The organism is Streptomyces sp. NPDC046870 (assembly GCF_040704595.1).
GTDB classification, from domain to species: Bacteria; Actinomycetota; Actinomycetes; order Streptomycetales; family Streptomycetaceae; genus Streptomyces; species Streptomyces argyrophylli.
On sequence record NZ_JBEYXM010000003.1, the window covers coordinates 275298 to 301399 of the forward strand.

22 protein-coding genes, 1 tRNA gene and 1 pseudogene are annotated in these 26102 nt (G+C 69.2%); 5 read left to right on the forward strand and 19 right to left on the reverse strand.

The annotated features are described in order from the left end of the window. The first annotated feature begins 20 nt into the window (after positions 1 to 20). Entirely contained in the window at positions 21 to 1298 is a 1278-nt protein-coding gene (locus tag AB0946_RS09820; protein ID WP_366760050.1) for a hypothetical protein, read from the forward strand. On the opposite strand, the gene AB0946_RS09825 is transcribed toward AB0946_RS09820, so the two are convergent. Then, positions 1288 to 2160, reverse strand: a complete 873-nt coding sequence (locus tag AB0946_RS09825; RefSeq protein ID WP_366760051.1) for an HAD family hydrolase — start codon at positions 2158 to 2160, stop codon at positions 1288 to 1290. The genes AB0946_RS09820 and AB0946_RS09825 overlap by 11 nt on opposite strands. Before the next feature lie 216 nt (positions 2161 to 2376). On the opposite strand from AB0946_RS09825, the gene AB0946_RS09830 reads away from it, so the two are divergent. Both AB0946_RS09830 and AB0946_RS09835 read left to right on the forward strand, forming a co-directional pair. Next, positions 2377 to 3612 carry a hypothetical protein gene (locus AB0946_RS09830; protein ID WP_366760052.1) on the forward strand — a complete coding sequence of 412 codons (1236 nt, stop codon included), beginning with the start codon at positions 2377 to 2379 and terminating at the stop codon, positions 3610 to 3612. Positions 3613 to 4014: 402 nt separating this feature from the next. Beyond that, a complete protein-coding gene (locus AB0946_RS09835; protein ID WP_366760053.1) occupies positions 4015 to 7077 on the forward strand; it encodes an FG-GAP-like repeat-containing protein in 3063 nt (1020 codons plus the stop codon). A gap of 57 nt (positions 7078 to 7134) precedes the next feature. Here AB0946_RS09835 and AB0946_RS09840 read toward each other — a convergent pair whose 3' ends face one another. The 6 genes from AB0946_RS09840 to AB0946_RS09865 all read right to left on the reverse strand — a co-directional run bounded on the left by AB0946_RS09840 (position 7135) and on the right by AB0946_RS09865 (position 13068). Then, positions 7135 to 8154 carry a hypothetical protein gene (locus AB0946_RS09840; protein WP_366760054.1) on the reverse strand — a complete coding sequence of 340 codons (1020 nt, stop codon included), beginning with the start codon at positions 8152 to 8154 and terminating at the stop codon, positions 7135 to 7137. Continuing rightward, a complete protein-coding gene (locus tag AB0946_RS09845) occupies positions 8151 to 9791 on the reverse strand; it encodes a metallophosphoesterase (protein ID WP_366760055.1) in 1641 nt (546 codons plus the stop codon). Before AB0946_RS09845 ends, AB0946_RS09840 begins: the two co-directional genes overlap by 4 nt. A gap of 192 nt (positions 9792 to 9983) precedes the next feature. Then, positions 9984 to 10841, reverse strand: a complete 858-nt coding sequence (locus AB0946_RS09850; protein ID WP_366760057.1) for a hypothetical protein — start codon at positions 10839 to 10841, stop codon at positions 9984 to 9986. A 441-nt stretch (positions 10842 to 11282) separates the two neighbouring features. Continuing rightward, a complete protein-coding gene (locus AB0946_RS09855) occupies positions 11283 to 12071 on the reverse strand; it encodes a GvpL/GvpF family gas vesicle protein (protein ID WP_366760058.1) in 789 nt (262 codons plus the stop codon). A 3-nt stretch (positions 12072 to 12074) separates the two neighbouring features. Beyond that, positions 12075 to 12473, reverse strand: a complete 399-nt coding sequence (locus AB0946_RS09860) for a gas vesicle structural protein GvpA (protein ID WP_366750090.1) — start codon at positions 12471 to 12473, stop codon at positions 12075 to 12077. A gap of 250 nt (positions 12474 to 12723) precedes the next feature. Then, positions 12724 to 13068: a MerR family transcriptional regulator gene (locus AB0946_RS09865; protein WP_366760059.1), complete on the reverse strand. Its 345-nt coding sequence runs from the start codon at positions 13066 to 13068 to the stop codon at positions 12724 to 12726. 487 nt (positions 13069 to 13555) lie between these two features. Between AB0946_RS09865 and AB0946_RS09870 the strand changes: the two genes are divergently transcribed. Then, positions 13556 to 13930, forward strand: coding sequence for a hypothetical protein (locus tag AB0946_RS09870; RefSeq protein ID WP_366760060.1), 375 nt, complete (start codon positions 13556 to 13558; stop codon positions 13928 to 13930). 78 nt (positions 13931 to 14008) lie between these two features. Here AB0946_RS09870 and AB0946_RS09875 read toward each other — a convergent pair whose 3' ends face one another. From AB0946_RS09875 to AB0946_RS09900, 6 genes are all read right to left on the reverse strand, one after another. After that, positions 14009 to 14257 (reverse strand): CBS domain-containing protein, encoded by a 249-nt coding sequence (locus AB0946_RS09875; RefSeq protein WP_366760061.1) that lies wholly within the window; start codon positions 14255 to 14257, stop codon positions 14009 to 14011. Positions 14258 to 14441: 184 nt separating this feature from the next. After that, positions 14442 to 15914, reverse strand: coding sequence for a DEAD/DEAH box helicase (locus AB0946_RS09880; protein WP_366760062.1), 1473 nt, complete (start codon positions 15912 to 15914; stop codon positions 14442 to 14444). A gap of 179 nt (positions 15915 to 16093) precedes the next feature. Next, positions 16094 to 16297, reverse strand: a complete 204-nt coding sequence (locus AB0946_RS09885; protein WP_366760063.1) for a cold-shock protein — start codon at positions 16295 to 16297, stop codon at positions 16094 to 16096. Positions 16298 to 16800: 503 nt separating this feature from the next. Further along, entirely contained in the window at positions 16801 to 18090 is a 1290-nt protein-coding gene (locus AB0946_RS09890) for an HTTM domain-containing protein (protein ID WP_366760064.1), read from the reverse strand. A 1-nt stretch (position 18091) separates the two neighbouring features. Then, positions 18092 to 18898: a DUF5819 family protein gene (locus AB0946_RS09895; protein WP_366760065.1), complete on the reverse strand. Its 807-nt coding sequence runs from the start codon at positions 18896 to 18898 to the stop codon at positions 18092 to 18094. Positions 18899 to 19119: 221 nt separating this feature from the next. After that, positions 19120 to 19572, reverse strand: coding sequence for a hypothetical protein (locus AB0946_RS09900; protein ID WP_366760066.1), 453 nt, complete (start codon positions 19570 to 19572; stop codon positions 19120 to 19122). Positions 19573 to 20545: 973 nt separating this feature from the next. Between AB0946_RS09900 and AB0946_RS09905 the strand changes: the two genes are divergently transcribed. Next, on the forward strand, positions 20546 to 21016 hold the full coding sequence (locus AB0946_RS09905) for an SMI1/KNR4 family protein (RefSeq protein WP_366760067.1): 471 nt from the start codon (positions 20546 to 20548) through the stop codon (positions 21014 to 21016). 323 nt (positions 21017 to 21339) lie between these two features. Here AB0946_RS09905 and AB0946_RS09910 read toward each other — a convergent pair whose 3' ends face one another. The 6 genes and pseudogenes from AB0946_RS09910 to AB0946_RS09935 form a co-directional block, all read right to left on the reverse strand. Continuing rightward, on the reverse strand, positions 21340 to 22302 hold the full coding sequence (locus tag AB0946_RS09910; protein WP_366760068.1) for a hypothetical protein: 963 nt from the start codon (positions 22300 to 22302) through the stop codon (positions 21340 to 21342). 538 nt (positions 22303 to 22840) lie between these two features. Beyond that, a complete protein-coding gene (locus AB0946_RS09915) occupies positions 22841 to 23350 on the reverse strand; it encodes a hypothetical protein (RefSeq protein WP_366760069.1) in 510 nt (169 codons plus the stop codon). A 6-nt stretch (positions 23351 to 23356) separates the two neighbouring features. Next, on the reverse strand, positions 23357 to 23869 hold the full coding sequence (locus AB0946_RS09920) for a hypothetical protein (RefSeq protein WP_366760070.1): 513 nt from the start codon (positions 23867 to 23869) through the stop codon (positions 23357 to 23359). A 217-nt stretch (positions 23870 to 24086) separates the two neighbouring features. Then, on the reverse strand, positions 24087 to 24770 hold the full coding sequence (locus tag AB0946_RS09925) for an HNH endonuclease signature motif containing protein (RefSeq protein WP_366760071.1): 684 nt from the start codon (positions 24768 to 24770) through the stop codon (positions 24087 to 24089). Between the two features lie 386 nt (positions 24771 to 25156). Continuing rightward, a pseudogene (locus AB0946_RS09930) lies at positions 25157 to 25635 on the reverse strand (DUF1152 domain-containing protein); the annotation flags it as partial. Between the two features lie 92 nt (positions 25636 to 25727). Continuing rightward, a tRNA-Gly gene (locus AB0946_RS09935) sits at positions 25728 to 25801 on the reverse strand. Between the last annotated feature and the right edge of the window lie 301 nt (positions 25802 to 26102).

The following is a 26102-nucleotide window of genomic DNA, read 5'->3' on the forward strand; positions in this document are numbered from 1 at the left end:
CAGACGAACGGAGATCCGCCATGTCACGCGACGAGGACCTTGAGCGACGGCTGGTCCGCGCCATGACCGGCGCCGCCGAGACGTTCCCGCCCCACTCCCCTGACCTGGTGCGGCGTTCCGTCGTCCGGGGCCGGCGGATGCGGCTGGTCCGCGCCGCCCAGGTCGCCGCCGCCACGGCCGCCTTCGCCGTGGTCGCCGCGGGCGGCACGCTGCTGGGCACGGACGCCCTCGGCGGCACACCCGGGCGGTCGACCGCCGGCGGGCCCGCACACTCCACCGTGCGGTCGCCGTCCCGGGCGCCGGCGTCCATCAGCGGCGCGGAGATGGTCCGTACGCTCAAGAGCCTGCTGCCTCCCGGCGGCACCGTCTCCGGGGCCTCCGGCAGAGGCTCCGCGGAGGACGGCCCCGCCGTCTGGCCGACCGCCCAGCTCACCTACTCCACCGCGAACGGCTCCTCCGGCATCGACATCTCCGTCGCGCGGCTGGATCCCGGCACCACCGCCGGCCAGGGGGGCGGGGACGGCTGCCTGCCGGTGGAGGTCCGCCCCTACGACAAGTGCGCCACCCGCGAGTTCCCGGGCGGCACCGTGCTCACCACCACCGAGTCGTTCACCTATCCCGGCAGCGACACCGGGCAGAAACGCTGGTACGTGGTGCTCACCACCCCGGCCGGGGCGCAGCTGACGGTGCAGGAGTTCGGCGGCGGCGGCGAGAAGGGCTCGGCCGACGGGGCCGAGCCGCTGCTGACGATCGCCCAGCTGACCTCCATCGTGCGCAGCCCGGCCTGGAACAAGGCGATCGCCGCACTGCCGGCCTCGCGGGGAGCGGCCTCCGCCGGTACCTCCGCCGCGGTACAGCGGGTGCCCGGCGCCCGGATGACCCGGGTGCTGAGGTCGCACCTGCCCCGGGGCGGGACCACCTCCGACCTGAACGCGAGCGACGATCTGGTCCAGCTCGTCTACGACGACGGGCGCGGGAGGAACATGGTGCAGGTCGACGCGCAGTACGGCATGACCGAACTCCTGGCCCGGGACATGGGCTGCGCCGGTGTGGCCGGCGCGTGCGAGGCCACGACCCTGGCCGACGGCACCAAGGTCAAGAAGGTCAGGGGGCGCTCCGAGAAGGGCGGTCCTGCCACGGTGTGGCTGGTCGACACCCTGCGTCCGGACGGCCGCCGGGTCGCCGTGCGGGAGGTCAACTCGTACGCCGAGAGCACCCCGGTGACCCGCCCGCGGCCGGCCCTGGGCACGGACGAGCTCCTGGCGATCGCCCTCGACAAGCGCTTCTTCACCGGCTGAGCGGTACCGGCCGGGCCTCCGCGAGCAGATGGCGGACGACACCGTCCTCGTCGTTGGCGGCCGTGACGACGCTCGCCCGGGCACGGACGTCGGGGTGCGCGTTGGCGGGCGCCACGGCGCGGTCGGCGACAGCGAACATCGGCAGGTCGTTGAGGTGGTCGCCGTACACGGTCAGCCGCAGGCCCGCCGGCCCCGCGGTCCGCGCGAGCCGGCGCACCGCGGAGCCCTTCTCGGCCTGCGGGTGCGCGATCTGGACCTCGGTCCAGCCCGGTACGTAGTGGTTGGCCGCCGCGAGGACGGCTGCCTCGGCGCCCATGGCGGCTTCCAGGACCGCGACCGCGTCCGCCGCGTCCTCGTCGGGCACGAAGGCGATCACCGCTGCGGTGCGTGCGTGGGCGCTCCCGGCGTACGGATCCCGGCAGGGGCTCAGCCGGGGATCGCCGTACGCCCGCTTCTCCGCGACGTACCAGGCGGTGGCGGGGTTCGCGCAGGGGCCGTACAGGACGCGGTCGGTGGTGCCGTCCCAGGTGGTCAGCACCGGTTCGGCGGCCAGCGACGCGAGCGCGTCCAGTGCGGCGGCCGTCACCTCGGGGCCGAGCGTGCGGTGCGCCAGGTGGCGGCCGGAGGCGAGGTCGGTGAGGAACGCGCCGTTGAGCTCGACGACGGGCAGCGTCAGCCGCACCCCGGCCAGCAGGCTCCGCATGGCGACGGCACTGCGCGCGCTGGCCACGGTCAGCGCGGTGCCCTTGTCCAGCAGCGCGTTGAGGCCGTCACGGGCGTACGCGCTGAGCGTGGCGTCGGAGCGCAGCAGCGTGCCGTCGAGGTCGAACACGTGCAGCCCCGGGCGGCGGTCGTCGGTCATGGGCGGGTCTCCTGGAGCAGCCTCGTGGGAGGGGCGCGGAAGTCGCGGACGCCAGTGGACCACGAGGCCGCCCGCGTCCCTCGGTGACAGAACTGTCACACGGCCCAGCGCAACCGGCCGCATCCGCGCCGGGTCCAACTGCGCGTGACGACGGCACACTGCCCGCCGTCACCGGGCGCGGCGACCCCGCGCGACCCACGCATCCGGGGGGATACGTTGAACACGTTCGCACACAAGGTCCGCTCGTCGGCGGCGGTTTCGGGGACGGCCCTGCTGCTCGCCGCCGCCGGCTTCGGCCTCGCGCCGGCCGCTTCCGCGGACGAGTCGCAGCCGCCGGCGCTGGCCGTCGACACCGCCGCACCCGCGGAGGTCGGACTGGCCGGCCTGCCGGTCGACTTCACCACCAAGGTCTCCAACACCGGTACCACCGACACCTCGTCGGCGCGGCTGACCTACCGGATCGACGGGGGAGCCGGCCTGCCGCCGAACGCCGTCAGCCTGCAGTACCGGCTGGGCGGCACGGAGTGGAAGACGGTGCCGCTGACGTACGCCGGGGGGACGTTCTCCGGCGAGATGCCCGAGACCTTCCCGCTCGCCGCGGGCGAGTCCCGCACCGTGCAGCTGCGCATCGGGGTACCCATGGGCACCCCGCACAACGGCGACAGCAACGGCGGCACCCAGCAGCTGAAGCTGACCACGCTCGTCTCCTACGGCGCCTCCGGAGCGGCCACCGACACCGACGACGACACCGTCGGCGTGGACGGCCTCGGCACCGGGTTGTCCGGCGTCCCCGCCACCGTGACCGCCGGCGGCCCCGCCGCCGGCTTCGAGGCCACGGTGAGCAACCCCACCGCGTCCGGGTACGAGAACGTCACGGACACCCTGATCACCAGCAGGTACGCCGCCGTGCAGGTGCTGCGCGACGGGACCTGGGAGACCCTCGCGCCGGTCACCTCGGACGCCGAGGCGGACGTGTACGGGTTCGACGTGATCGGCAAGGACGCCTCCCTCGCCGCGCACAGCAGCACGGTCGCCAAGGTCCGGGTGACCTACCGCGAGGACACGCCCGCCGGGAAGACCACCGTGCGGTCCTGTGTGTACGTCAACCAGGGGGCGGTGCCGTTCCGCGGCACCACCTTCTGCGGGAACGAGGCCACCCTGACGGTCCTCGCGGCGGGCTCCACGGGGGGCACGCCCACCCCGGCCCCGACCGCCTCCGCGACCCGGACCCCCTCCGCGACCCCCACCCCCTCCGCGTCGTCGTCCGCCTCGGCCGAGGCTCCGTCCGGGACCTCGGGCACGGCCTCCGGCACGTCCGGGGCGAGCACCCAGCTGGCCGCGACCGGAAGCAGCGGGACGCCCGTGATCGCGATGGCGGCCGGCGCCTTCGTCCTGGCCGGTGCCGGGTCCCTGGGCGCCGTGGCCCTGCGCCGCCGCCGCACGCGGGCCTGACCCCGGAAGCGGCGCGGGCACCTTCCGGCCGGGCGGGACGGAAGGTGCTCGACCGCGAACGGGCGCCCGCAGAAGCGGCGGACACCGCCCGCACCACGCTCCCGGCACCTCGCGCCCGGCAGTGCGCACGGCCTTCACGGTCCGAGTCGCCGATCACGCCAACTCGCCTGCACAAGGGGGTACTTCAGCGACACCTCCGCCGGGGAGGACGCACCGCGGGGCTCCTCCGCGATCTCCGTCCCCGGCGCGGCGGACGGGCCCGGGCCTGCTGCTACTCTCGTGCCGCTGTGCACGGGGAGCAGTCGGGGGGCTGGGTGTTTCCGCAGCACCGTCGACGCGCGCCTGACCGGCCGTCGGTCGTCCCGTTCCGCACATCTCCGCTGAGAAGCCCAGGAGGCCACGTTGGCCCGTCGTACCACCACCCGTGGCGTCGTCGCCGCGCTGGCGATCCTCACCGCGACCGCCGGTCCCGGCCCGCTGGCCCACGCGGACAACGATGTCGCGCGCACCGCCCTCGGGACGGAGAAGGTCTTCCAGGCGGACCGCTACACACCGCGCAGGGACCGGATCTACAGCGCCGGCCCCCATGGCTACCTGCACGCGCAGGAGGGGCGTTCCGGCTACCTGTGGACGTCGTACGACACCGGCGCGACGACCGAACTGGGCAGCCTGGCGCGCCTCGAATTGCCCGGCTATCTGGGGTCGTCGTCCGATGTCGTGGCCGATGTCGTCTCGCCCACCGGGAAGGTCGTCCTCAGGGACCCGTCCGCCGGCACCACCACGGACGTCACCCTCACCCACGGCATGTACATGGCGACGTTCGGCACCCATGTGCTGACCCAGGCCCGCGACGCCGACGGCAACCGCGTGCTGTGGCTGTACGGCGACGGCGCGCCCGCCGAGGGCACCCCCGTCGACGGCTGGCCGACCGGGATCACGGTGAACGCGAGGGTCCTGGGCGGTGACAGCGGCACCGCCGTCATCGGGTACGCGCGGGCGGACGGCGAACAGCACCTGGCGCTGGTGGACCTGGCCGCCGCGAGGGTCACCGGCGATGTGGCCGTAGCCGTCGCCCCGACGGGCGTCGCGCTGAGCGCCGACCGGCTGGTCTGGTGGTCCGATCTCAAGGTGGCGCACGTCCTGGGGCGCGCCGACCTCTCCGCGGCCGAGACGACGCTGACGCTGCCCGGCACGGAGGGCACCCCGTACGTGGGCATCGCCGGGCGCTGGCTGGTGGTGGCCCGTTCCGTGCCGTGGGACCTGCAGGACCAGGCCGACAAGTCCGGCGAGCGGCTCATGGCCGTCCCCCTCACGGGCGGTGACCCGCTCACCCTGCTCCGGCACGCGAACACGTCCCTCGTCCCGGCACCGGACGGCAGCCTGCTGGCCGTCGGCGGCAGCGACGCCGGGCACTGGGCGGTGCGCAGGGTCACCGACACCGGGGCGGACATCCCGGCGCTGACGGAGCTGACCGCCGTACCGCCCACGGCGGCGAAGATCGACCGGCTGTCGCTGCAGAACGGCACCCTGGCCACCGACGAGGCCGACAGCAGCTTCATCGGCGGCTACTACACCCGGCGGATCGCCGCCGACGGAACGCCGAGCGCGCCGACCTGGCGGAACTGGAACCTTCGCGGGGTGGGCCCGTACGCCACCGGGGACGGCCGTGCGGTGACGTTCACCGCCCAGTCCGAGCCCGTCGGCTCGTACGTCCAGTCCCTCGACAAGAACGACGAGGCCGGCTTCTTCCACGTGCCCTCGGCCTCCGGAAGCGTCCTCGACGTCACCGGCCGCTACGCCATCGTCAACGGTTCCTCCCCCGCCAAGCAGTACGTCGGCGACCTCGGCGTCTACAGAGACCTGGAGCCCGTCGTCACCCGCCCCGTCACGGCCGCCTCCGTCTGGGGGACCAGCCTGTGGACGCCGGGTTCCGGCACCGGAGTCGTCACCGCGAAGGACCTGAAGAACGGCAAGACCACCGACACCGTAGCCACCGGCGCCCCGTGCGTCCCCAAGGAGCTCCAGGTGGTGGGCCGCTGGATCTACTGGTCCTGCGGCCCGGCCGCGACGGCCGGCGTCTGGGACCGCACGGCGAAGAGGAACATCCCCGTCCCGTCAGGCCAGGCGCTGCTCGGTGACGGCTACCTCGTCCGGCACGACACCGCGGCCGGGGCGCTCCTCCTCACCGCCTTCTCCGACGGCACCGCCACCACCCGCAAGATCGGCGACCTCGCGGCGGGCACCTCCAGCCTGCGCGGGGTGACCTGGACCGTGGACAAGTTCGGCGGCCCCGCGGCCTATGTGGACGCGGACCAGCGCATCCACCTCGTCCCCAGTGGGGTCGCCGCCCAGCGGCTCGCCGTCGTCGAGTCCGAGGTGACCGACAACGCGTGGGAGAGCAGCGCGGCGAGCGCCCCGTGGTGGCGGTGGCGTGGACTGCTGTCCAAGCCCGCCGCCTCCTGGACGGCCACCCTCACCAGCAAGGCCACCGGCGCCGTGGTCCGCAAGGTCTCCGGCGGTGAGGTGGACGGCACCCTGGCCGTGCGGTGGGACACACGTGACGGCAAGGGCGCGTTCGTCCCCAACGGTACGTACACCTTCACCCTGACGGCCCCGCCCGCCGACGGCTCGGGACCGGCGCTGACGGTGTCGCGGACGGTGAAGGTGTCCTCCGGGGCCGCCGTACGCCGTGACTTCACCAACGGCGGCACCTGGGCGCCCGACGGGACCGGCGACGCGCTGACCCTCACCTCGTCCGGCGTCGTCAGCTACCGGCCGGGCAACGGCACGGGCGCCTTCGGCAAGGGCATGCCCGCCTCCGGCTGGCCCTCCTCCGTGACACTCGTCCCGTTCGGTGACCTCAACGGCGACCGCCGCAACGACATCCTCGTCCGGTTCGGCAGCGGCGAACTGCGGGCGTACCGGACCATGCGCGGGCAGGCCTTCCTCACGAGCACCCCGCACACCTCGCTGGGCACCGGCTGGAACCAGTACGACGTGCTGACCTCCCCCGGGGACATCACGGGCGACGGACGCCCCGACCTGATCGCGCGCAAGGCGTCGACGGGAGAGGTGTTCCTGTACAAGGGCACGAGCACGGGGAAGCTGTCGGCACGGGTCCGGATCGCGGCGAACTGGTCGGGCTACAAGAAGGTCGTGGGTGTCGGGGACTTCAACCGGGACGGCCGCGGCGACCTCCTGGCCCAGGACCGCTCCAACACGCTCTGGCGCTACGACGGCAACGGCTCCGGCGGCTTCAGGTCCCGTGTGAAGGTGGCCTCCGGCTGGGGCTCGTCGTACAACGTCGTCGTGGGTGCCGGCGACATCACCGGCGACGGCAGGGCGGACATCGTCTCCCGCGACACCGCCGGCAACCTGTGGCGCAACAGCGGCAACGGCGCGGGCTCGTTCGGACCCCGCACGAAGATCGGCACGGGGTGGCAGGCGTACAAGGGCGTGTTCTGACGTCCCGGTCCCGCGGCGGCGGCGCGGCGTCCGCGGGACCGGCCGGCCCGGAGGCGCTCAGCAGTACCCGGCGCGGAGGAACCCGCGCCGGGAAGGTGTCCCCAGATCCAGCGGGATGTCGACGTGCTCCGGCAGAGCCCGCAGGCGTGTGTTCGGGACGATGAACTCCCTGCCGGTGTACCTCTCCCGCACGGACTGCCGGGAGGCGGGCTCGCACACGAACGGGTTGGCGTACGTGTTGTAGCCCAGTCCGACGCCCGTGTTGAGGAAGCCCGCGTCCTGGCACTGGTACAGCGCGCCCCTCAGCGCGGCGGCGTCCCTGGGGCCCCGGTACCGCGACTGGAAGTTCGCGAAGCACGCCTCCGAGTCGCCGCCGTCGTACGGGGACGGGCCGGTGGCCGCGAGCGCACCGAGGAAGGAGCGGTTGCAGCCGATGGTCGCTGAAGGCGCCGCGCCCGCGAGCAACTCGGTGCGGCGGCAGCCGGTCACCTTCTGGAACGCGCCCACGACGTCCTCGTCCCTGCGGAGCCGCGAATAGGCGACGACGAGGTCCCGCTGGGCGGCGAGCGGGTACGCGGACGTGTGGCCGAACCGTTCGTCGAGCACGCGGAACCACGTCTCGAAGCTCGGCACCAGCGCCCGGACGCCCGGCGGGAGGGTGTAGACGGCGAGGTCCGTCGGGACGGACCAGGTGTCCAGTCCCGGATACCCGACGTACGACAGGACCCCGATGCCCACCTTCGGCGGCCGGCCCCCGTACCGCTTGCGCAGCTCCAGGTACCGTTCGAGGTTGGTGTCGGACCCGGCCCACGCGTACCAGAAGCCGCGCGGGTACAGCGAGGTGTCCCCACGCGTGTGTGTGGTGGCGAACAAGGCGGGTGACACGCACCGGACCTGCCGCGCGTCCCATGCGGCCTTGTACTCGGCGGGCGTGGCGACACAGCGCGTCCTGGAGGCCGCCGCGTGCCCGCGGACGTGCGCGAACGCGCCCGGGGCACCCGCCAGGACGAGAAGACAGGCGGCGAGGAATGCCAACGGCCGCGCGCGGTGCCCGCCGCGCCGGGACCGGCGGCTCATCGCGCCACCCCGTAGCCGCCGGGCCGGTCGGTTCCCGGTCCGGTCGACGTGCCGGGCGGGCACAGGAACGACTTGTCGGCCGCGCCGGTGTCGAGCCGGCAGGTGGGGCCGAGCACGCGGCCGTCGGTGGTGCGGAAGGTGAGGGCCCACGTGGTGCCGGCGGAGCTGTGGCCGAGGTCCGCGTACCCGGCGATGCCCGTGCCTCCCGTGGGGCCCGTCGTCTGGGTGATCGACTGGTGGACGGGCTGCGGCGGGGTGCCGACCGGCTGGCCGAGGACCAGGAGGTCGTCCGGGCCGTTGTCCAGTGGTCCGCCCGAGGAGCCCACGGTCAGCTGCGGTGGGCGGACCGTGTCGAAATCGACCATCTGGTAGAGGTGCACGTGCCCCGAGAGCACCAGCCGTACGTTGCGCGCCAGCCGGTGCAGTGCCGTGTCGGCGACCGCGTCGCTGAGGACCCTGGTCACCCAGGTCACGTCACCGGTCGTGTGCCCCGCCGCCTTCACCATCCACAGCGGCTTGTGCGTGAACAGGAAGAAGTCCTCGCCGGGGCGTCGCTGGGCGTACTGGTTCACCTGGTCGAGCTGCCTGGTGAAGACGGCCTTGTCCGCCGTGCTGCCGTTGTCCGCGGGGTCGGCGAACGAGGAGTCCAGGGAGACGAGGTTCAGCAGGCCCGCGCGGATCGCCACGGGATCGGTGAACCGGTCGCACGACCCGTCGTCGCGGAGGTCGTCGGCGAGGTAGCGGAACCACGCGCCGCCCGCACCACCGTGGAAACTCGCGTTGCAGTCCTCGTGGTTGCCCCGGGTCAACGCGACCGGCGCGGCGGCCAGCAGCGTCTCCGCGGGCCGGAAGAAGTCGGCGACGACACAGGCCCAGCTCGCCGCGTCGGCGGTCGTCGTGCAGCCCGGGTTCCGCTGCTTGTCGTTCTCCCTGTCCGGGTCCTCCCGGTAGAGGTAGTCACCGACGTGGATGACGAGGTCGGGCCGGGTCACGGTGGCGGCGCTGTTCGCGATCGTCGGGAACGGCCAGCCGGTCTGGTGGTTCGCGCAGTCCTGGACCGTACCGGTCTTCGGGACCGAGCAGCCGGTGTCACCGATGACCGCGATCCTCTGCGGACGTGTCGCCGCCGTCCAGGTGGGCAGGGGGAGCCGGCGGTCGCCGGGGTGCAGCACGGCCGCGGGCACCTGCTCCAGCCGGGCCCCGGACGCCGTGAGCGGCACACCCAGTTCGCACACGGTGGTGGGGAACTGCGCCCCCATGGGCGTGCTCACCCGGTGCATCTGGTGCGCGTCCCTGGCCGTCCCCAGGGTGTAACGGACCGAGGGGCACTGCCGGCTGGTGTCGGTGGACACGTAACGGATCTCGGTCCCGCGGCCGGTGAGCTGCGTCCACGCCCAGGCCTCACCGTCGGCCGCGCCCGGCGGAGGCGTGGGAGGCGTCGGTCTCGCGACGGGCTGCGCGGGGGCCGGGCCGGAGGACGCCGCCGTGGCCGAGGTGGCCGTGACGGAAGGGGTCGTGAGGGAGGCGGTCTTGGCCGAGGAGGCCGTGACCGAGGCGGCGGTGGCCGAGGAGGCCGTGACCGACGCGGCGGTGGCCAGCGCGCTCACCAAGGCGAGCGCGACCATGCGGTGTTTCATGCTCCGGCTCCGGTTCCATCGTTCCTGTGATGGTGGCGCCCGCGGATCACCGCCGAGTGCCACCATGCCGGAGCGTTCCGGATGCTCTCGCTCCGTACACCACCTCGGAGCCGAATGGCCTAGGCGCCCGGAGCCGCGCGCCGCTTCGCGGCCATGGTGAAATCCCCTGTGCCGACGAGTGGTGACGGCATGTCAGCCGAGGCAGAGGCCCAGGAGGCAGAGCTGGGCGGGAGACGTCGCCGCCGGGGCGGGTGCGGTCCCGGAGGTGCTCGGGTCCGTGCCGCCGGTCGTCGGGGCAGGGGCCGGCGGGGTCGCCGTGTCGGCGTGGTCCGGGGCCGGTCCGTTCGTGCCCGTCGTACCGCCGGAGGACGCGGACCCGGTGGTCTGCTGCTGCGGGGGCGACACGACGGTCGGGTGGTGAGGGGGAACGGATTCCGCCCGGGCCACCGGGGCCGCGGTGCTGGGCGTGGCAGGGAGAGCCTCATGCCGAGGGGTGACGCCGATCGATGCGTGCCGCGCGGGCGCGGTGCGGGGCGCGCGCTGCTCCGGCGCCTGTGGCGCGTGCGGCACCCGTGGTGCCTGCGGGGCTTGCGGGGCCTGCTGAGGGGGCTCCGCCTCCAGCCGCTCCCTCGCGGCGCCCATGCTCCGGTCCTCCGGTGCGGTGGCCGCCTGCGCCTGGCCGGTGGTGTGCCGGTCGAGTGTGGCGAGCGACAGGCCGCCGCCGACGAGGGCGAAGGCGGTGGCGACCATGGCCCGCCGCTGGTGCTTCTTCAGCCGGGCGAGCTGGCGGCGGCGTGCCGCCCTGCCCGGCCGCGCGGACGACATCCCCGCGGCGTCGGCGGACGGTTCGGCGGCGGACCCCGTGTCGTGCTCTGGCCGGGGCTCACTGTCCCAGGGGGCGGACACGTCCGTGGCCGTCGGCTCGGCAGACCGGTCGGTGCCGACGCGGTCGGTGAGCAGCGGCGGCGCGATGTCCGGGGCGTACGCACCGCACCCGGGGCAGACCAGGGCGCCATTGAGATGCCGACGACACGTGGAGCAGTAGTCCATCTGCGGTCTTCCTCGGTTGACTGCGCCGTCGGCCCGCCCGGGCCACGGCCTGGTCACGCTCGTACAGGGAGGCGAGCGATCAGCAACGGTAACGACCCCTTCGAAAGGCTGTGTGCAGCCTGTGTGGGGCTCCTGCGCAGATTCCAGAAAGCGGCAGTTCCCGGTGTACTGCCCGCCTCGTGCGGGCCGTGGGCGTGCGGGAACGCACGGGGACACCCTTGCGCCCGCGACGGCCAGGTTCACGTCACTGTGCGCAGGCGCGGCATCACGACCGCGACGGCACTCGCGGTCGGCCTGGGTTCCGTGGCCCTGACAGGGGTACGGCGGGTCGGGCATCGGCCGACTCCGTGAAGGGCCTTCGGATCGAACGAGAGAACTTCCCGGTAGCCCCGGCTGCCGGTGCGGACCCGAACGCCACGGGTCCGCACCGGCGGTGGTCTCCTAGCCGGTCGGCTGGGCGGTGGCGTTGCCGAAGGCTTCCGTGTCGCCGCCTTCGGCCTGCCGCGACGAGGGGGACTCGACGAAACTGTAGGGCGGCAGCGGGCCGCTGACGCGCAGCTCCAGATGGGGGTGCTCCTGGCCGAACGCGTCGACCGCGCTCAGGAAGCGCTCCGCCGAGGGGCTGTCCACCAGGAAGGAGAGGTTGGCCAGCCAGCCGCTGCTCGGCGGGCCGGCGCTGACGTCCTCGGCCATCGGTGCGAGCGCCTGGTGCAGCAACTCGGCGTCGGTCGCCTCGCGTTCCTGGACGGCGGCGGCGACCAACTCCCCGAGCCGCATCCTGTCCTCCTGAGTGCCGCCGCCGGCCTCGCGGTTCGCCCGCGCCAGCGACCGGATGTCGTCACGGTCGGCCATGATCAGGCGGAGCACGGCCTCCTCGTCGTGGTTGGCCTTGATGTTGTACTCCGCCCTGCCGTCCAGTGCCCGCAGCCGCTCGAGGAACCGGTCCGCGCGCTCGGCGAGCACCGTGGTCACCGTCTCGTCGTCCGGGGAGGCGCTGCCGAACCGCATGGGCAGCACCACGCCCTCCGCCCCGGCTTCGTCCAGCACCCGCTGGTGGGCGAGCAGGTCACGGCGTTTGGGGCGCAGCTCCTCGGGGGCGTCGCTGACGATCGCGGCCAGCTCGCCCTGGCGCAGTACGCGTACCGGCCGCGGGGGCGCCCCGACGCCTTCCAGGTCCTCGGGGAGCGGGGGACGCGAGGCGCGGATGATCCCGTAGACGTAGGTGCTCATCTGCTATTCCCCCCTCCTGCGCGCGGCCCGGTCGCCCTGACGCTCCTGGCCCTCGTCGCGTGCCTGCTTGAAAGCCTCCGAAATGGTTTCCGCGGCACCGGACAGGGCTCCCTTGGTCTTGCCGTGGGCGCCGGACTCCATCATCTTTCCCGTGAGTTCCGTGAGCCCGGCCGGCTTGCGGGGGCCTGCTTCGAGGTCGAGGCGGTTGCAGGCCTCGGCGAAGCGGAGGTAGGTGTCGACGCTCGCGACCACGACGCGTACGTCGATCTTGAGTATCTCGATACCGACCAGGGAGACGCGCACGAACGCGTCGATCACCAGCCCGCGGTCCAGGACGAGTTCCAGCACGTCGTACAGGCCGCTGGAACCGCCTCCGCCACCCCCCTGTGTCACCATGGTCATCTCGACCAACTCCTCGCTGTCCGAGCAGACTCGCTGTCGCGAGTAGCCGCCACATCCACGACCAAACGCCGCGGCGAGTGATCACCCGGTACAGCAACAGGCCCGGGTCTGTGACCTGGGCCTTCTTCGTGGAGCGGGTGACGAGGACAGCAATCCCCGGCGAGTGCCCAGCCCTTCCGGCGGGGGGTGCCTTTCCGGAGCCAGGGCGGTGTCGGTCCGGCAGCGGCGGACCCGGCACGCGCCCGCGTGCTCAGACGGAACCGGAACCGCCCGCCGACTGGCCGGCCGCGCGACGGTACTCGGCGTTGATGCGCTGCGCCTCCTCGAGCTGGTCTTCGAGGATGACGATGCGGCACGCGGCCTCGATCGGGGTCCCCTTGTCGACGAGCTCGCGGGCGCGCGCGGCGATCCGCAGTTGGTAGCGGGAGTACCGGCGATGTCCTCCCTCCGAGCGGAGCGGAGTGATCAGACGAGCCTCACCGATGGCCCGGAGGAAGGCCGGGGTGGTGCCGAGCATCTCCGCTGCCCGGCCCATCGTGTAAGCGGGGTAGTCGTCGTCGTCCAGTCGGTCATTCAGAGGGTTGTCCGATGTCATGTCACCTCGCTGTGTAACGCGTCGAGGGGCCCTGGCGCCGTACGGCACCAGGGCCCCGAAGGAAATTGAACACCATCTGCCGGCTCTACTGCTGTGCCGGCCTTCTGTGTCCGCTACCCGGCCCGAGCGGGCGGAGCGGGGGATCGCAGCTGCGTGACCGGGGACCACCATCCAATCCGGGGTCTTGCGGTACCCGGCCGAGTGCCCCTCGGGCCGGGCGATCCTGATGGCGTCGGCTCCTCCGTTCCTCTCGGTCCAACCACTGAATGAGGCTGTACTGCTGCGGGCAGCTCCTCGACCTGCGAGCCGCCCGGTCCTGCTTCTTGTTCGGCCACCCGCCAGTTCGTGTCTGGCGGGTCTCGTTCGACCTCGTCTACGAGAAGAAGCGTACCCATGACGGGAGCGAAAATCTACTGCGGTCAGAGTAGATTCCCTCTTCCGGAGGAGGGGGAGGCAGGCATGGGTGGACGGCATAAGCTGTGGTGCCATGTCGAACCCTGATGAGCTGCTCGTCGCCATCTCCGCCGCGGTGGAGTCCGAGCGAAGCAATCAGATGTCGCTGACCGTGATCGTCGGCGGTGCCGTCATCACCGGCAGACTGGCTCCGGAGGCCGTGTGGAGGGAACGGGTGGCGGAGGTCCTGAAGGACTCGGACCGCCTCGGCCCGTTCTCGGACGTCTTCGCCCGCGCTCCGCGGGAGGACCGGCCCGGCCGCGGCGAGGCGCCCACGCATCTGCACTTCCATCTCGCCCGGATCGTGCAGGGCAGCCTCGGCATCCCGGAGACGGGCGGCATGTACCGGGTCGCGATCAAGGACGTCAGCGCATGGACCATAGGTGACCTCATCCACTTCGACCGGTGAGACGCCGTCCCCACCGGGATCCTGAGGCGGTCCCCGCCCGTCCCCCGCACGGCCACGGGCGCGCCGGGGCACGGCGGATCAGCGCGAGACGGCGACTACGCCCGCAACCCGGCCGTACGCGCCGACGCCGGGCGAGGGCAGTGGCCCGTGGAGAACGTCCCGCAGCCGGATCCGGTCCGTGTACGCGGAACTGTCCCGGACGACGGCGAGCCGGATGCGGGTGACCCGCCCTGTGACCTCGTCGTCCCCGTCGCACACGGTCAGGTGCTCGACCCGGGCACCCGCCATGACGGCCAGAGCCACCTCGACGGTCATGTCGTCACTCACCCGAGGACCGTGCCCCTCGGTGTCCTCGGCCGCGGTCAGCGAAGCGGGGTCCGGCGTACGGCTCTGTGTCCGCGGCGGCGTCACGCTGTCTCCTTCGTGGGGGATGGCCGGCCGGCGGCCCTTGCGGCCGCTAGGTCCACGGTGGCTTCCGGGAGGCCGAGGGGCGCCGGAGGCCGCGCCGGTCTCAGGCGGTCGAGTCCTTCCCGGGCAGCCGCTGTGCCCGTCGGCGCGTCCCCGCCCCGACGGACCGGCCCTGCCCGGTGCGGCCCCGGCGGCTGCGGGACGGCGAGGACCCGCGTCGGGGGCGTTCCGCGACAGGCGCGGTGATGACCACCGGCACACCGGAGGGCGCCTGGGCACCCGTGATGCGGCTCAGCTCCGGCTCGCCCGAGCGGACGGAGGTGATGTGCGGAGTGATGCCGGCCGAGGCCATCAGCCGGGTCATGCCGCGGCGCTGCCCGGGCGTCACGAGCGTGACGACGCTGCCGGACTCCCCGGCGCGGGCCGTGCGGCCGCCACGGTGCAGATAGTCCTTGTGGTCGCTGGGCGGATCCACGTTGACGACCAGGTCGAGACTGTCGACGTGGATGCCCCGGGCCGCGACGTTGGTGGCCACCAGGACGGTGACGTGACCGTCCTTGAACTGCGCCAGGGTCCGGGTGCGCTGCGGCTGGGACCGGCCACCGTGCAGGGCCGCGGCGCGGACACCGCTGTTCAGCAGGTGCTCGGTCAGCCGGTCCACGGCGAGCTTGGTGTCCAGGAACATGATGACCCGGCCGTCCCGGGCCGCGATCTCGGTGGTCGTGCGGTGCTTGTCCGCGGCGTGGACGTGGAGTACGTGGTGCTCCATCGTGCTGACGGCACCGGCCGACGGGTCGACGGAGTGCACCACCGGGTCGGCCAGGTAGCGGCGGACCAGCAGGTCGACGTTGCGGTCCAGGGTGGCCGAGAACAGCAGCCGCTGTCCCCCGGGACGTACCTGGTCGAGCAGGGCGGTGACCTGGGGCATGAAGCCCATGTCGGTCATCTGGTCGGCCTCGTCGAGCACGGTGGTGCCGACGTCGTCGAGCCGGCAGTCGCCCCGGTCGATGAGGTCCTTGAGCCGGCCGGGCGTCGCCACGACCACCTCCGCGCCGGCGCGCAGCGCTCGAGCCTGCCTGCCGAGGGACGTTCCGCCGACGACGGTGGCGAGCCGCAGGCCCACGGAGCGGGCGTAGGGAGCGAGCGCGTCGGTGACCTGCTGGGCCAGCTCACGGGTGGGGACGAGGACCAGGGCCAGTGGCCGGCGCGGCTCGGCGCGCCGGCCCGCCGTACGGGCGAGGACCGCCAGGCCGAAGGCGAGGGTCTTTCCCGACCCGGTGCGGCCGCGGCCGAGTACGTCACGGCCGGCCAGGGCGTTCGGCAGGGTCGCCGCCTGGATCGGGAACGGCACGGTCACGCCTTCGTGGCCGAGCGTGGCCAGCAGCGGCGTCGGCATGGCGAGCTCGGCGAACGACCCGACAGCGGGCAACGCGGGCGTGACCGTCTTCGGCAGAGCGAACTCACCCGGCTGCGGCTGCCGGTTTCCGTGACCGCCGGAGCGGGGCGCGGCGGCGCTTCCTCCGAAACGGTTATCCGTGCGATTGGTGCGTGCGGGAGCGGTACGTGTGCGGTTCATGCGGAACCTTCCTCGATGCGGGCACGATCAAGGAAATTCCGCAGCAGAATAAGCGGCGCAGAGAATCGCGAGAACGGGCCGGAATATGGCAGGGCCGAAATTCCTGGGAAAGACACGAGCTGGGGCCCGCACCCCAAGGTGCGGGCCCCAGCTGCGAAGTGTGCGTCAGCGCCGGCGGCTCAGGCGGGAACGATGTTCTCGGCCGTCGGGCCCTTCTGGCCCTGCGCGATGTCGAACGACACCTTCTGGCCTTCCAGCAGTTCGCGGTAGCCCTGGGCGGCGATGTTCGAGTAGTGGGCGAAGACGTCGGGGCCGCCGCCGTCCTGCTCGATGAAGCCGAAGCCCTTTTCCGCGTTGAACCACTTCACAGTTCCAGTAGCCATGTTGTTCTCTCCTTCGGAGGCGGTACCGGGAACACGCCCTGTGCGCATTCCGTGTCGCCGTGATGAGCAGCCGTCGGAAAAAACCTTCTGGCAACCACACCTGCAACTGATGACGACAGTAGCACGGTGCGATCGGCCCTGCACGGTCGCGAATTCCATTCCGTCGGACGGTCGAGGAATACTTGCCGTAGCCCGCAGCTGTTTCTCATTTCACGGGCACAGATATTGCTCTCCGTGGGCGTGGCCTTCCTGCCGCGCACGTCCGTCCACAGCCCTGTGACCTCGCTCGACGGGACATCTGCCGCTGCCACCGTCGTCAGCGGACGGCACCACGACGAACGCGACCGGGACGTCCGTGCCGCAACGAAGGTCACAAACGACCGTCTGGGCGTTCGTACTGTCGCTGAATGAGACGGAAAGCGAGACGGACGGGCGTCACGCGGTCAGGTCACAGATGCCGGACCGACCAGGACGTGTCCGAGCAGTGGGGGGCTCATCGGAAGTCACGCCCCTTGGAGGCATTGCTCGCCTCTGTACCGCCCGTGTCGCTCCCGGACCAGCCGCACCAGAACCGCGCACCGGCCCTCGGACCAGATGAGGAGGGCTGTAGGCAGGAAGACCAAGTCGCTGACGATCATGGCGAGCGACAGGAAGGGGATGCCCAAGACGACCGCGATCCCGATGTGTTCGAGGATCATGACGGCCAGCAGCACGTTCTTGACCTTGCGGTACATCAGGGTGAAGGGGAAGGAGATCTGCATGATGACGGTGGCGTAGCACAGCAGGAAGACCAGCAGCATGTTCCCCGAGACGAGATCGGTCAGCCACGGCCAGGGGCGGAAGAGATCCAGGTGCATCGCGTAGTAGACGGCGCTGCCGTCCTGCCACTTCGTGCCTTGGCTCTTGTACAGACCCGCTGAGGCGTAGATGAGACAGACCTGAGCGGCGATGACGAGCATCGCGCAGTTGTGCAGCATGGCCGCGCCGGAGTCCAGCAGCGAGCGCATCGCATGGCGAGGAGCCCACAGGTTCAGGGCGAACCACAGGCCTTGGAGACCCCACATCACCCAGAAGATTCCGAGCCAGCCGTCCCAGTGGACGCATGAAGCCCACATCAGCGGCGGGCCGAGCGTGAGCCACAATGCCGCCCCGGTCCGGTCGTTCCGGGTATCGCCGGCCTGCGGCCCACGGCGCCGCGCGTCCAGCGACCAGACCTGGCCACAGCGGGTGAAGGCCAAGTACACCGCCATGATGCGGATGATGTCGTCCCCCGCGTCGCCCGCGAAAGGGCTGCGGTTCTCGATCGCGAGCACTCCCACGAGGAAGAGCACCGCTGTAGCGCGTGTGCGCCAACCCAGCATGAGCAGTACGGCGGCTGCGATCGCCCCGTGGTAGACGAGTTCGAACCACCAACGGCCACCCGACCATGTGAGCACAGTGAAGGCGTGTGTGTCGGCGGTGAGGGTCCTGGCCATGGTCAGTGACCAGGGGTTGTGGTCACCGAACAGCACTCGACGGTTCGGCCATTCGCGGAGCAGGTAGCAGGCGAAGAAGAAGCCGTATCCGATCCGGATGACGGCGGCCTGGTACGGGGACTGGGTGCGGCTGGTGAAAGCGATGAACCGCGACACCAGCGCGCCTGCACGTTGGCGAACGGTCACCCGAGTGCCGGGACGTCCGGATGTCGACGGCTGTGACGCCGGGTCAGAGGAAGGCCGGGGTGCGGTGACGCCGCCCGCTGGAGACTGGGGCGCCGGGACGGAGACCGTCGCTGTGTTGCGGTTCTCGTACACGTCACAGCTCCTTGTAGAACTTCTCCTCGACCGTCCACCACGGCAGGACTCTGTAGGCCGTCGTGTCCGGCGCCTTCTGCCCTGTCCACTTCGGAGGGGCAACGGCAGTGGTGCGGCTGGCGAGTTGGATGCGGACGATCCGCTCGCCCTTCCACTGGCGGCCGAAACGCTGAAGCGCGAGCCGCGTCAGGTATTCGGTGGACAGCGCGCTGCGCATCCCGTTCGTCGGCTTGTCCTTCACATCGTGCGTTTCCGTATAGAAATCCCAGGACCGGCGCAGCACGTTCTGATCCAGATGGCTGGGGATCGGATTGCGCCTCATGGCGGTCAGGTGCCGGAATGATAGATTCTCCCAGTCCCATGTGTGCCGGGTGTTATCACGCCCCAGCGTCTGGACCCGAGCGCCGATCGACACGTTCTGAGCCAGTGGGTTAGGCGCGAACATCTGCCAGTTCTGGCCAAATTCTGGATAGATGTAATCGTTGATCGACTTTTGATATCTGTTCGTCACGGAATTAGCTGGTGTCAGGGTCAGGAAAACCATGCCGAGGTGCCATGCCGCGGCGCCGAGCAGAATGGCGGCCGTAGCCATCAATACCGCCGAAGAAGTCGTGAACGGAACACGTCTCACCGCATTTCGCCCGATGGCTTGGGTGGGCAGTGCGTCGCCCGCAACGTCCGTGTCCGCAGAGGCGGACGATTCGACGCACTCCGCCGGACCGGCCTCGGACGCCCTGGGCGGGCCTACCAGCGTGTCCGAGCTTCTGAACGGGACGGAGTCGCCGGTTGTCTTCGTGAACTGCTCCATGATGATCCTCGTCATCTGCCGATTCATCGGCATGTGCGTCGGCGGGCAGCCGCGGGCCGCTTCGGTGCCTTATGTAACGCGGGTTCCCGGCGCCGCCGATCTGGGCGATGCCGGGAGTTCCCGCCCCTTTGGCGCCCCTACGCAGACAGGCCGAGGACTCGGCTGCAGTGCCTGGAAGGGGAGGGGGTGCCACAGGAGTCCACGCGCATTAGGCGACCCTGTCAGCCATTGCCGTTCGCGTTGTTGCCGTTGTTCCCATTGTTGCCGTTGTTCCCGTTATTGCCGTTGTTGGCATTGTTCGGGTTGTTGCCGTTGTTCCCGTTGTTCCCGTTGTTGCCATTGTTGCCGTTGTTGGCATTGTTGGCGTTGGTCGGGTTGTTCGTTCCGTTGGAGCCACCGATGATGCCGATGGGAATCAGGCTCAGCGTCACCGTCGGGTTGAACGTCGCGTTCTGGGTGCAGTACCCGAAAGTGCCGCCCTTGCAGTTGTGATCCAGGTTCAGGTAGGCGGAGCCGTCCCCGTGGTCCGCACCCTTGCTGCTGTGGCCGAGAGGGTGAGTGATGGAAGTGATCACTCGGTGAGCGGGGATAACGGACGGATTGGCGAGCGCCACGCCTCCCAAAGAGAGGGCGCCGGTCGCAAGCCCCACAACGAGACTCCGGAAAGCCTTCATCGGATGAACTACCTTTCTCTGCGAGTGGATCAGAGGTCACCCCAGATCCTGCAACCTTTCGGTATGGCGTGGGTAGCGAAACACGCAGGTAGAGATGGGCCAGATGTCGTAATGGCGCACGGATATTCACTCGACTGGTTCAACCGACCCTGCCGAAATCGTCGGCTCCGGGCCGTGCGAGAGGGGACGAGATGGGGGCCGAACGCTGCATGGACTCGACTGTTCGACGGAATACGGCTGCCCGTTCCAGAGCATTCGCCATTGCCCCGTGAGGGCTGGGGTGACACCGCCGTCCACTGGGACTGAGGTGTCATCCCCTGTGCAAGGTAGGAATTGCAAGGGCAGTTCAACCGCGTACGCTGCCCAAAGGGTCGACGGTGTGCGGCCACGGTCAGAACGATGCCTCCGGCGGGGGATCGGCCGGCACCGGGATGGTGGGGGCGCCGTTCCCGGCTGCGGGGTCCGTAGTGGCGTGCGTGCGGTGCTCCCGTCCCGCCTCCTGGTGGCACTCGCCTTGTGGTCTTCGGCTCGCTGCCATGTGCGCGGCCCGGGCGCCGGCCGGGCTGGAGCGGGGCGGAGACAGGAGCGCAGGCCCGGCCGGGGGCCCGCTGGACGCGCCGAGCGTGCGAAGCACCGCACGGACAAGAGCGCGGACCGCAAGGAGAAACAGACCGGCAGCTCACCGCGCGCTTATGGTGCGGTTGTGGTGCGCCACCTGCCCACTGGCCAGACAACAAAAACCCCCGGGCCGCTGGCCTGGGGGTTTCTGACAGAGCGGGTGACGAGAATCGAACTCGCGCTCTTAGCTTGGGAAGCTTGGGGTCTTTGGCAGCGGCTGCTGCGCCGACCTGCGGTGGATCTTGAACGGTGTGCGGGCAGTCGCCGACTTGTTCCCCGCTGTTCCCCGTGGTTGTCCGCAGGATCTGGCACACATCTGGCACGCCCGACCACCCCGGGCTGAGACTCTGAGCCCGTGACTGATGATGAGGTTGTCGAGGCGTTGCGGATCGTAGCCCGGACGGGGATTTTGGCACCGCCCGCAACACCGGAGGCCATCGCCGGGGCGGAGGAGGCCATCGGGTTCCCGTTGCCTCCTCTCCTGAGGCGCTTGTACGCCGAGGTCGCCAACGGCGGATTCGGCCCGAACGAAGGAATCCTGGGCGTGAACGGTGGGACCGCGCAGGGCAACTTTGCGGACATCGCCGAGCTGTACCAGGACGGCCCGGATCCGTCCGGCCGCATCCCAGCCGGCCTGGTGCTGATCTACGACTGGGGCTGCACTATCTGGTCGCTGGTCGACTTCCGCGATCCTGCGGGCGTCATGTGGGTCAACCACGAAGGCGAGTGCTGGTCCCAGGGCGTCAACCTCGCGGAATGGCTGACGGGCACGCTGACAGGAACCCTGACGGTGGAAACACTGCTGGAGAGCCAGCCCACTTCGTAGACCAGCTGCCCCCACTGCCCTGAGCCGGTACTTTTCCTTCGCGGTTGCGGGACTTGAACCCACGACCTCTTCGTCCCGAACAAGGTCAGGGCAAGATCCCTAGCTGACATGCGATGAGCGTGCGCAGGTTAGAGGCTTGCTCTGAGTTGATCTGACTCTGCCGCCCGAGGGCTCTGGGAGAAGATTTTCTCCCAGGTTTCTCCCACCTTGCTGGGTCGATGAAGGCCACCGCCAGCGCTGTGGAGACAGATCAGACCAGGTCACGAGCACAGCTGTCCCCGGTTTCGCGCTTGGGTCGTGCGTGCGACTGCGTCCACCACTGTTCATCGTCGATAGGTGATGCCGAGATGGCTGAGCCACATGGCGCTGGACTCCCAGTTGCCGCGCGTCCCGGGCCAGATCACCGCTGCTTGCTGGGTATGAGCAAGCTTCAGAAGGTCTCCCTCCGGGCGTTCAGGGACGAGAACCGCTCGGTATGGGTTGCTCAGGAACCGTGTGTAGTCGATGAGTTGGGCTAGAGCCTGGCGAACGTGGTCTCTGTCGGCCTTTGCTTTCGTCTCCAAGAGAAGATTGACGCCGCCGACCCAGACATCTGTATAGAGGGGGTGGCAGCCCGCCGTGTGTCGAATTTCGAAACGCCAAACGGGGTAGCCCTGCCGCAGCATGAACAGACAGAAGCTCTTCTCTAGGCGAGCTTCTGGGCGCATGCTGCGATGGTCGATTGAGCCCTCACGCAAGGTGCTGAGCAGAGCGTGCCGCTCGACCGGAATCAATTGAACCTGCTCGCTGCTGTGGGTGCAGTACGACGGGTGCGGTGCATGTGTCGCCTCCTCCACGGGACGAAGCAGGAAGATGGGAATGTAGGCTCCGTCACCTACGTCCTTCTCGAACCAGTCATGCAGGATGAATGAGTCAACGTAGCGGAACGGCTGTGGGCCGCGACCTTTTCTCTCCAAGAGTTGCAATGGCCGGCCCTGGCGCCAAGAGGTGAGCAAGGCGTTGTTGTCAGGACGGCTAAAGTTCGCATGTCCAGCGGCTGGCCGTCCTGTGCGTTCATCAAGACGGCTTGCGCCCATGTACTCGTAGAGCCCGTCTTCCCGCCAGCCAGCGGAGTCCCCATGGTCTGAGGCTTGGGCATAGAGAACAATGTGTGAACTGTTTCGCGAGGGCGCGATGCCCTGGATGATGGACGTCCCGTAGTCCCGATTAATGAGCCTTCGGTCAGCAAAATCCCCCCGCCGGTAGCGCCAAATCTCTGGGTTCTTGAGCGGTGAACTGATCCCCATGGCCTACCCAACTCCAGCTCGGCGTCATCCAGTTCATCAATGCTAGCGGCAGCCACCGACAACGCTCAGGCTGACGCGGGGTCGACGGAACCAACGACCTCTTCGTCCCGACGCAACTTCGGTAGGGCTACTGCCTTGGGAGGGCGTGTGCCCGTCACCTATTCCGATGGTCCCCAGACGTCCGTGCTCGTCCGCGGTTGTTCGTCGGCGTTGTCACGCAGTTAAACACACACCCGGTGCGACTCACGATGCGCGGGATCAGTGCACGTCAGCTCAGTTCTCCGGGTGCAGGCATAACACGTCCAGTGTCGCAGATCATCTGTGGGGGCCCAGGCCAGAGCGGGGTGGGGGTAGTCACCTGTGGGTGCCGCCTGTCAGCGTTGGTCGGCTTCGGACGGCCCAGGGACGGCCCAGGCCCGGCGCTTAGAAGGCGCGGGAAGACCCCCTGCAAGCCGGCCCGATGGCACTCTGTACCGCTCCGGGCTGGCGAGCGCCGCAGTTGTCCGCGGCCGTTGCGCTGCCGTCGGTGCTGTGACCATCATGCTCGCGGACGACCAACAAAGCACCAAATAACAATCTGCATTACGGTGGTGGCCATAAGCGCAACAGACCAGCCGACTATGGCCCACGCAGGAACATGACCTTGCGCGCCAGCTACGACCAAGGCGATGACCGCTGCAATGCTGGCTACAGGAAAGGCAGCATAGGTGGCGAGAACACCTACCCACTGTCCACGAGTCTTTGGCTTTGTACTTTCCCAGTCCAACAGTCCCGGCACGCGGGGCCCCAGGTCGTCCCTGATATAATTTCCGATCGACCGGATAGCGAGGCGATGGTCATACCATTGAGCACCGAAGACTAGCGAAAATAGGGGCAAGGTCAGAAGTGCCGTCACGTTATGACGATTGGCAAGTGCCACCGAAGTAAGAGCGGTACTACCGGCCACCTGCAAACTCAATAGAGCCTGCTGCTGGTTCGATCGCCGGTCAATTTCTGCTCGCAATGCTTTGAAGACTTCGAGTGGCCCTTCATGCACCGGTGTGCTCATGCCAGCCTACTTGGGTGCCAGTGCAGCGAGCTTTTGCGCCTCTTTATGATACGTCATATAGAGACTCTTCCAAGGCTCTTCTTCGACTCCCACTTGGGCTGGGTCATCTCCGTCAGATACAGCGTCCGCATGCTCTCTGAGCGGGACTGTCGCTTGCTGAACCGCTTTGTACTGCTCCATGCCCTCGGGGCAATAGATCTGCATTTCTCCGGACTGCGCCAGCGCGGAGTAGTCAGTGTCCACCACCCTCTTGGCCAGCCAATCCCCTTCCAGTTTGATCTGCTTCGGTTCCGTTTTGTGAATAACCCATTGCGACAACGCGTGCACATACTGATGGAACACGTTTACCGTCGCCGCATAGACCAGTCTCTTACGCCTCCTTCGTTCCCTCTGGCGCTCGATCCATGCGCCTCCAAAGACACCAATCACCGCACCCAGAAGTGCGCTGGCTGCCGCGATGGCGGATGTCCAGATAGCAGCCGTCCCACTATCTGCCTTTGCTGCTGCGAGAGTGACCATGAAACCACGCCACCACATAGCCGACGTGCCGGCCAGTCGGTGAGGCCAAGTGGGTGACTGTTTGGCGGCAAGCTGTAAGGGCGGCCGAGTGTCAATGGGTGCGGTGAGCGTCGGCGATTGCGATCAGTAGCCGGTCTACAAATGGGCGCAAGCGTCTGATGCGGTTGGGATTGGATCCTGACGCGCGGGAGCGCGACTCTCTCGCTGCACTAAGGCATCATTCAACATCTTCCGCCCCCAAGATTCCAACCTCCTCACACACGGATAGGTGCAAGTCGGTGGAAGCCTCCGATATCTCGTCTACAATATCGCGCCTGCCCAGACTTCGAGGTATCGGAAACTCGGCGCCGTCCATATCGTCACCCCAGTACACCACGTGATAGAAGATTGCGCGCGCGATGTCGTCCGCTTCGGTCCCTTTCCAGTGGGACTGGAAATCCAATGTGCAAATTAGCGCGTCCGCGAACCTTTCGTTCGCCACCTTCTTGGCGCCCGCAACATCCTCTGCTGTGGATTGGGGTGTAGACTTCACTTCACCGAAAGCCTGTACGCTACGCACCCAGGCGCCTAACTTGATCCGAAGATCCTGGTATGCGGCAATGCGCATGATCTGATCCCCCTTCTCGCCGATTTCGAGCGAAAAAAGCGGATTTAGATTCGCTTTATATTGCCGCATGGCCTTGCGATCCAGCGGATTGTGCGGATCGTCGAATCGCGTATGGCAGGTAGGGCATAAGGCGATCAGATTCTTGAACTCATGTTTCTTTACCTTTGCCCATGGTGTTATGTGAGCAATTTCCACGGGGGTGGCTCGGCACGTCGGAATGGCACAGCGATGCCCAGCCTCAATAAGAACGCGCCGCCGGAGTTCACGCGGGATCGCAGGTCGCTTGGTGCTCATGGCGGCATGCTAGTGACTGGCACTGACAGTCGGGCTCGGTCTGCGGGAGATTACTCCGTGAGGTCGGCGGAGCGGCTTTGGGCTGGAGCTGCTTTGGGGCGAGTGATCATGGCCCCGTAAGCTTCCGGCGAGTCGGGCAGTCTGTGGACCTGCCCGTTAAAGCACGACGTTGGGGCCATGATCTTAGAGGCTCGCCCCAAAGTGGCTGCCTAAAGCCGTGGAGCCGACCGCCCCAGCCACAGCGGGTTTTCCTACCTCTGCCCGCATGCACGCAGCGCGCCGCCGGGCGGGGCCGCCGCTGGCGAAGACAGAGCGGCGGCCCCGCCGACAAGGCGGCGCGCGCCCGCGCCGTGCGCGGGCCTTGAACCCGTAGAGAAGGTTGTAACTCAGTCCGTGGTTGGGATGCGCCACAAGGGAGCTGCGTACTGCTCCGGTCGGCTACTGATCAGGAGGTGGCTTAGCTCTTCGCGCTGCGAACCGCTGAGGTTCAGGGCCTCGGTGATGCGGCGGAACGTCGTGTGGGTGACTCCGCGGGCCTGAGCTTCAGTCTGGAACTGGTCGAGCCGGGACAGCACGTCGGCGGGATCGAGCTTCGTGGGCGTCTGCTCGGTGAGCCAGGCTGCCTTGTTGCGCTCGTAGTCGATTTCCGAGAAGCCGCAGATTTCCGGCTGTACGCCTCGGCCTCGTCCAGGGTGGCCGTCGTCATAACGGCACGGGCCAGGCTGTTGCGGCTGACCTCGTCGTCCAGGTCGACTTCGTGGACTGTGGCTCCCTCGTCGGTGAGGGGTACGGCAAGGCCGGCATCGCGTACCTCGCAGATGCCGCGGACTCCTCGGAAGGCTCGGGCTGAGGCAGCCAGGAAGGCGGCGAAGAAGTCTTCTGGCACGAATCTGGCACGCGACAACTGATCACCGGACACAACAACAAGGCCCAGGTCTCTGACCTGGGCCTTAAACATGGAGCGGGTGACGAGAATCGAACTCGCGCTCTCAGCTTGGGAAGCTGATGTTCTACCATTAAACTACACCCGCGTAATACGGACGGAACGGCCCCCGGAGGGTCCGGTGTCCGGACGCTCGCTCACTCTACATCATCATCGGGTGCCGGTGTCCGGAGACCGGAGGGTTGAGTCGGTTCCGGCGGGGTAACCGGCTGCGGGCGGCTGGAGTCGGGGCGTACCGTGGGCGGGTCCGGTGGGGCCGGAGTGCCGCCTGGAGAGTCGTCTCTTTGATCCCGTAATGTGCCTCTGTCGTCCGGGCAGCAACGCCGGACGAGGCTCCTGGGGAAGGGACTTGAGGGACTTGATGGAACGCACCGTCGTCCGATGCGCGG

What these genes read in the sequence shown, in the direction of transcription:
- AB0946_RS09850 (WP_366760057.1), bottom strand. Translation starts at nt 10,841, where the DNA reads ATGGACTACTGCTCCACGTGTCGTCGGCATCTCAATGGCGCCCTGGTC.
- AB0946_RS09885 (WP_366760063.1), bottom strand. Translation starts at nt 16,297, where the DNA reads ATGGCTACTGGAACTGTGAAGTGGTTCAACGCGGAAAAGGGCTTCGGC.
- AB0946_RS09910 (WP_366760068.1), bottom strand. Translation starts at nt 22,302, where the DNA reads ATGGGGATCAGTTCACCGCTCAAGAACCCAGAGATTTGGCGCTACCGG.
- AB0946_RS09840 (WP_366760054.1), bottom strand. Translation starts at nt 8,154, where the DNA reads ATGAGCCGCCGGTCCCGGCGCGGCGGGCACCGCGCGCGGCCGTTGGCA.
- AB0946_RS09915 (WP_366760069.1), bottom strand. Translation starts at nt 23,350, where the DNA reads ATGAGCACACCGGTGCATGAAGGGCCACTCGAAGTCTTCAAAGCATTG.
- AB0946_RS09920 (WP_366760070.1), bottom strand. Translation starts at nt 23,869, where the DNA reads ATGGTCACTCTCGCAGCAGCAAAGGCAGATAGTGGGACGGCTGCTATC.
- AB0946_RS09865 (WP_366760059.1), bottom strand. Translation starts at nt 13,068, where the DNA reads ATGACATCGGACAACCCTCTGAATGACCGACTGGACGACGACGACTAC.
- AB0946_RS09870 (WP_366760060.1), top strand. Translation starts at nt 13,556, where the DNA reads ATGTCGAACCCTGATGAGCTGCTCGTCGCCATCTCCGCCGCGGTGGAG.
- AB0946_RS09880 (WP_366760062.1), bottom strand. Translation starts at nt 15,914, where the DNA reads ATGAACCGCACACGTACCGCTCCCGCACGCACCAATCGCACGGATAAC.
- AB0946_RS09855 (WP_366760058.1), bottom strand. Translation starts at nt 12,071, where the DNA reads ATGAGCACCTACGTCTACGGGATCATCCGCGCCTCGCGTCCCCCGCTC.
- AB0946_RS09825 (WP_366760051.1), bottom strand. Translation starts at nt 2,160, where the DNA reads ATGACCGACGACCGCCGCCCGGGGCTGCACGTGTTCGACCTCGACGGC.
- AB0946_RS09860 (WP_366750090.1), bottom strand. Translation starts at nt 12,473, where the DNA reads ATGACCATGGTGACACAGGGGGGTGGCGGAGGCGGTTCCAGCGGCCTG.
- AB0946_RS09925 (WP_366760071.1), bottom strand. Translation starts at nt 24,770, where the DNA reads ATGAGCACCAAGCGACCTGCGATCCCGCGTGAACTCCGGCGGCGCGTT.
- AB0946_RS09900 (WP_366760066.1), bottom strand. Translation starts at nt 19,572, where the DNA reads ATGAAGGCTTTCCGGAGTCTCGTTGTGGGGCTTGCGACCGGCGCCCTC.
- AB0946_RS09895 (WP_366760065.1), bottom strand. Translation starts at nt 18,898, where the DNA reads ATGGAGCAGTTCACGAAGACAACCGGCGACTCCGTCCCGTTCAGAAGC.
- AB0946_RS09820 (WP_366760050.1), top strand. Translation starts at nt 21, where the DNA reads ATGTCACGCGACGAGGACCTTGAGCGACGGCTGGTCCGCGCCATGACC.
- AB0946_RS09845 (WP_366760055.1), bottom strand. Translation starts at nt 9,791, where the DNA reads ATGAAACACCGCATGGTCGCGCTCGCCTTGGTGAGCGCGCTGGCCACC.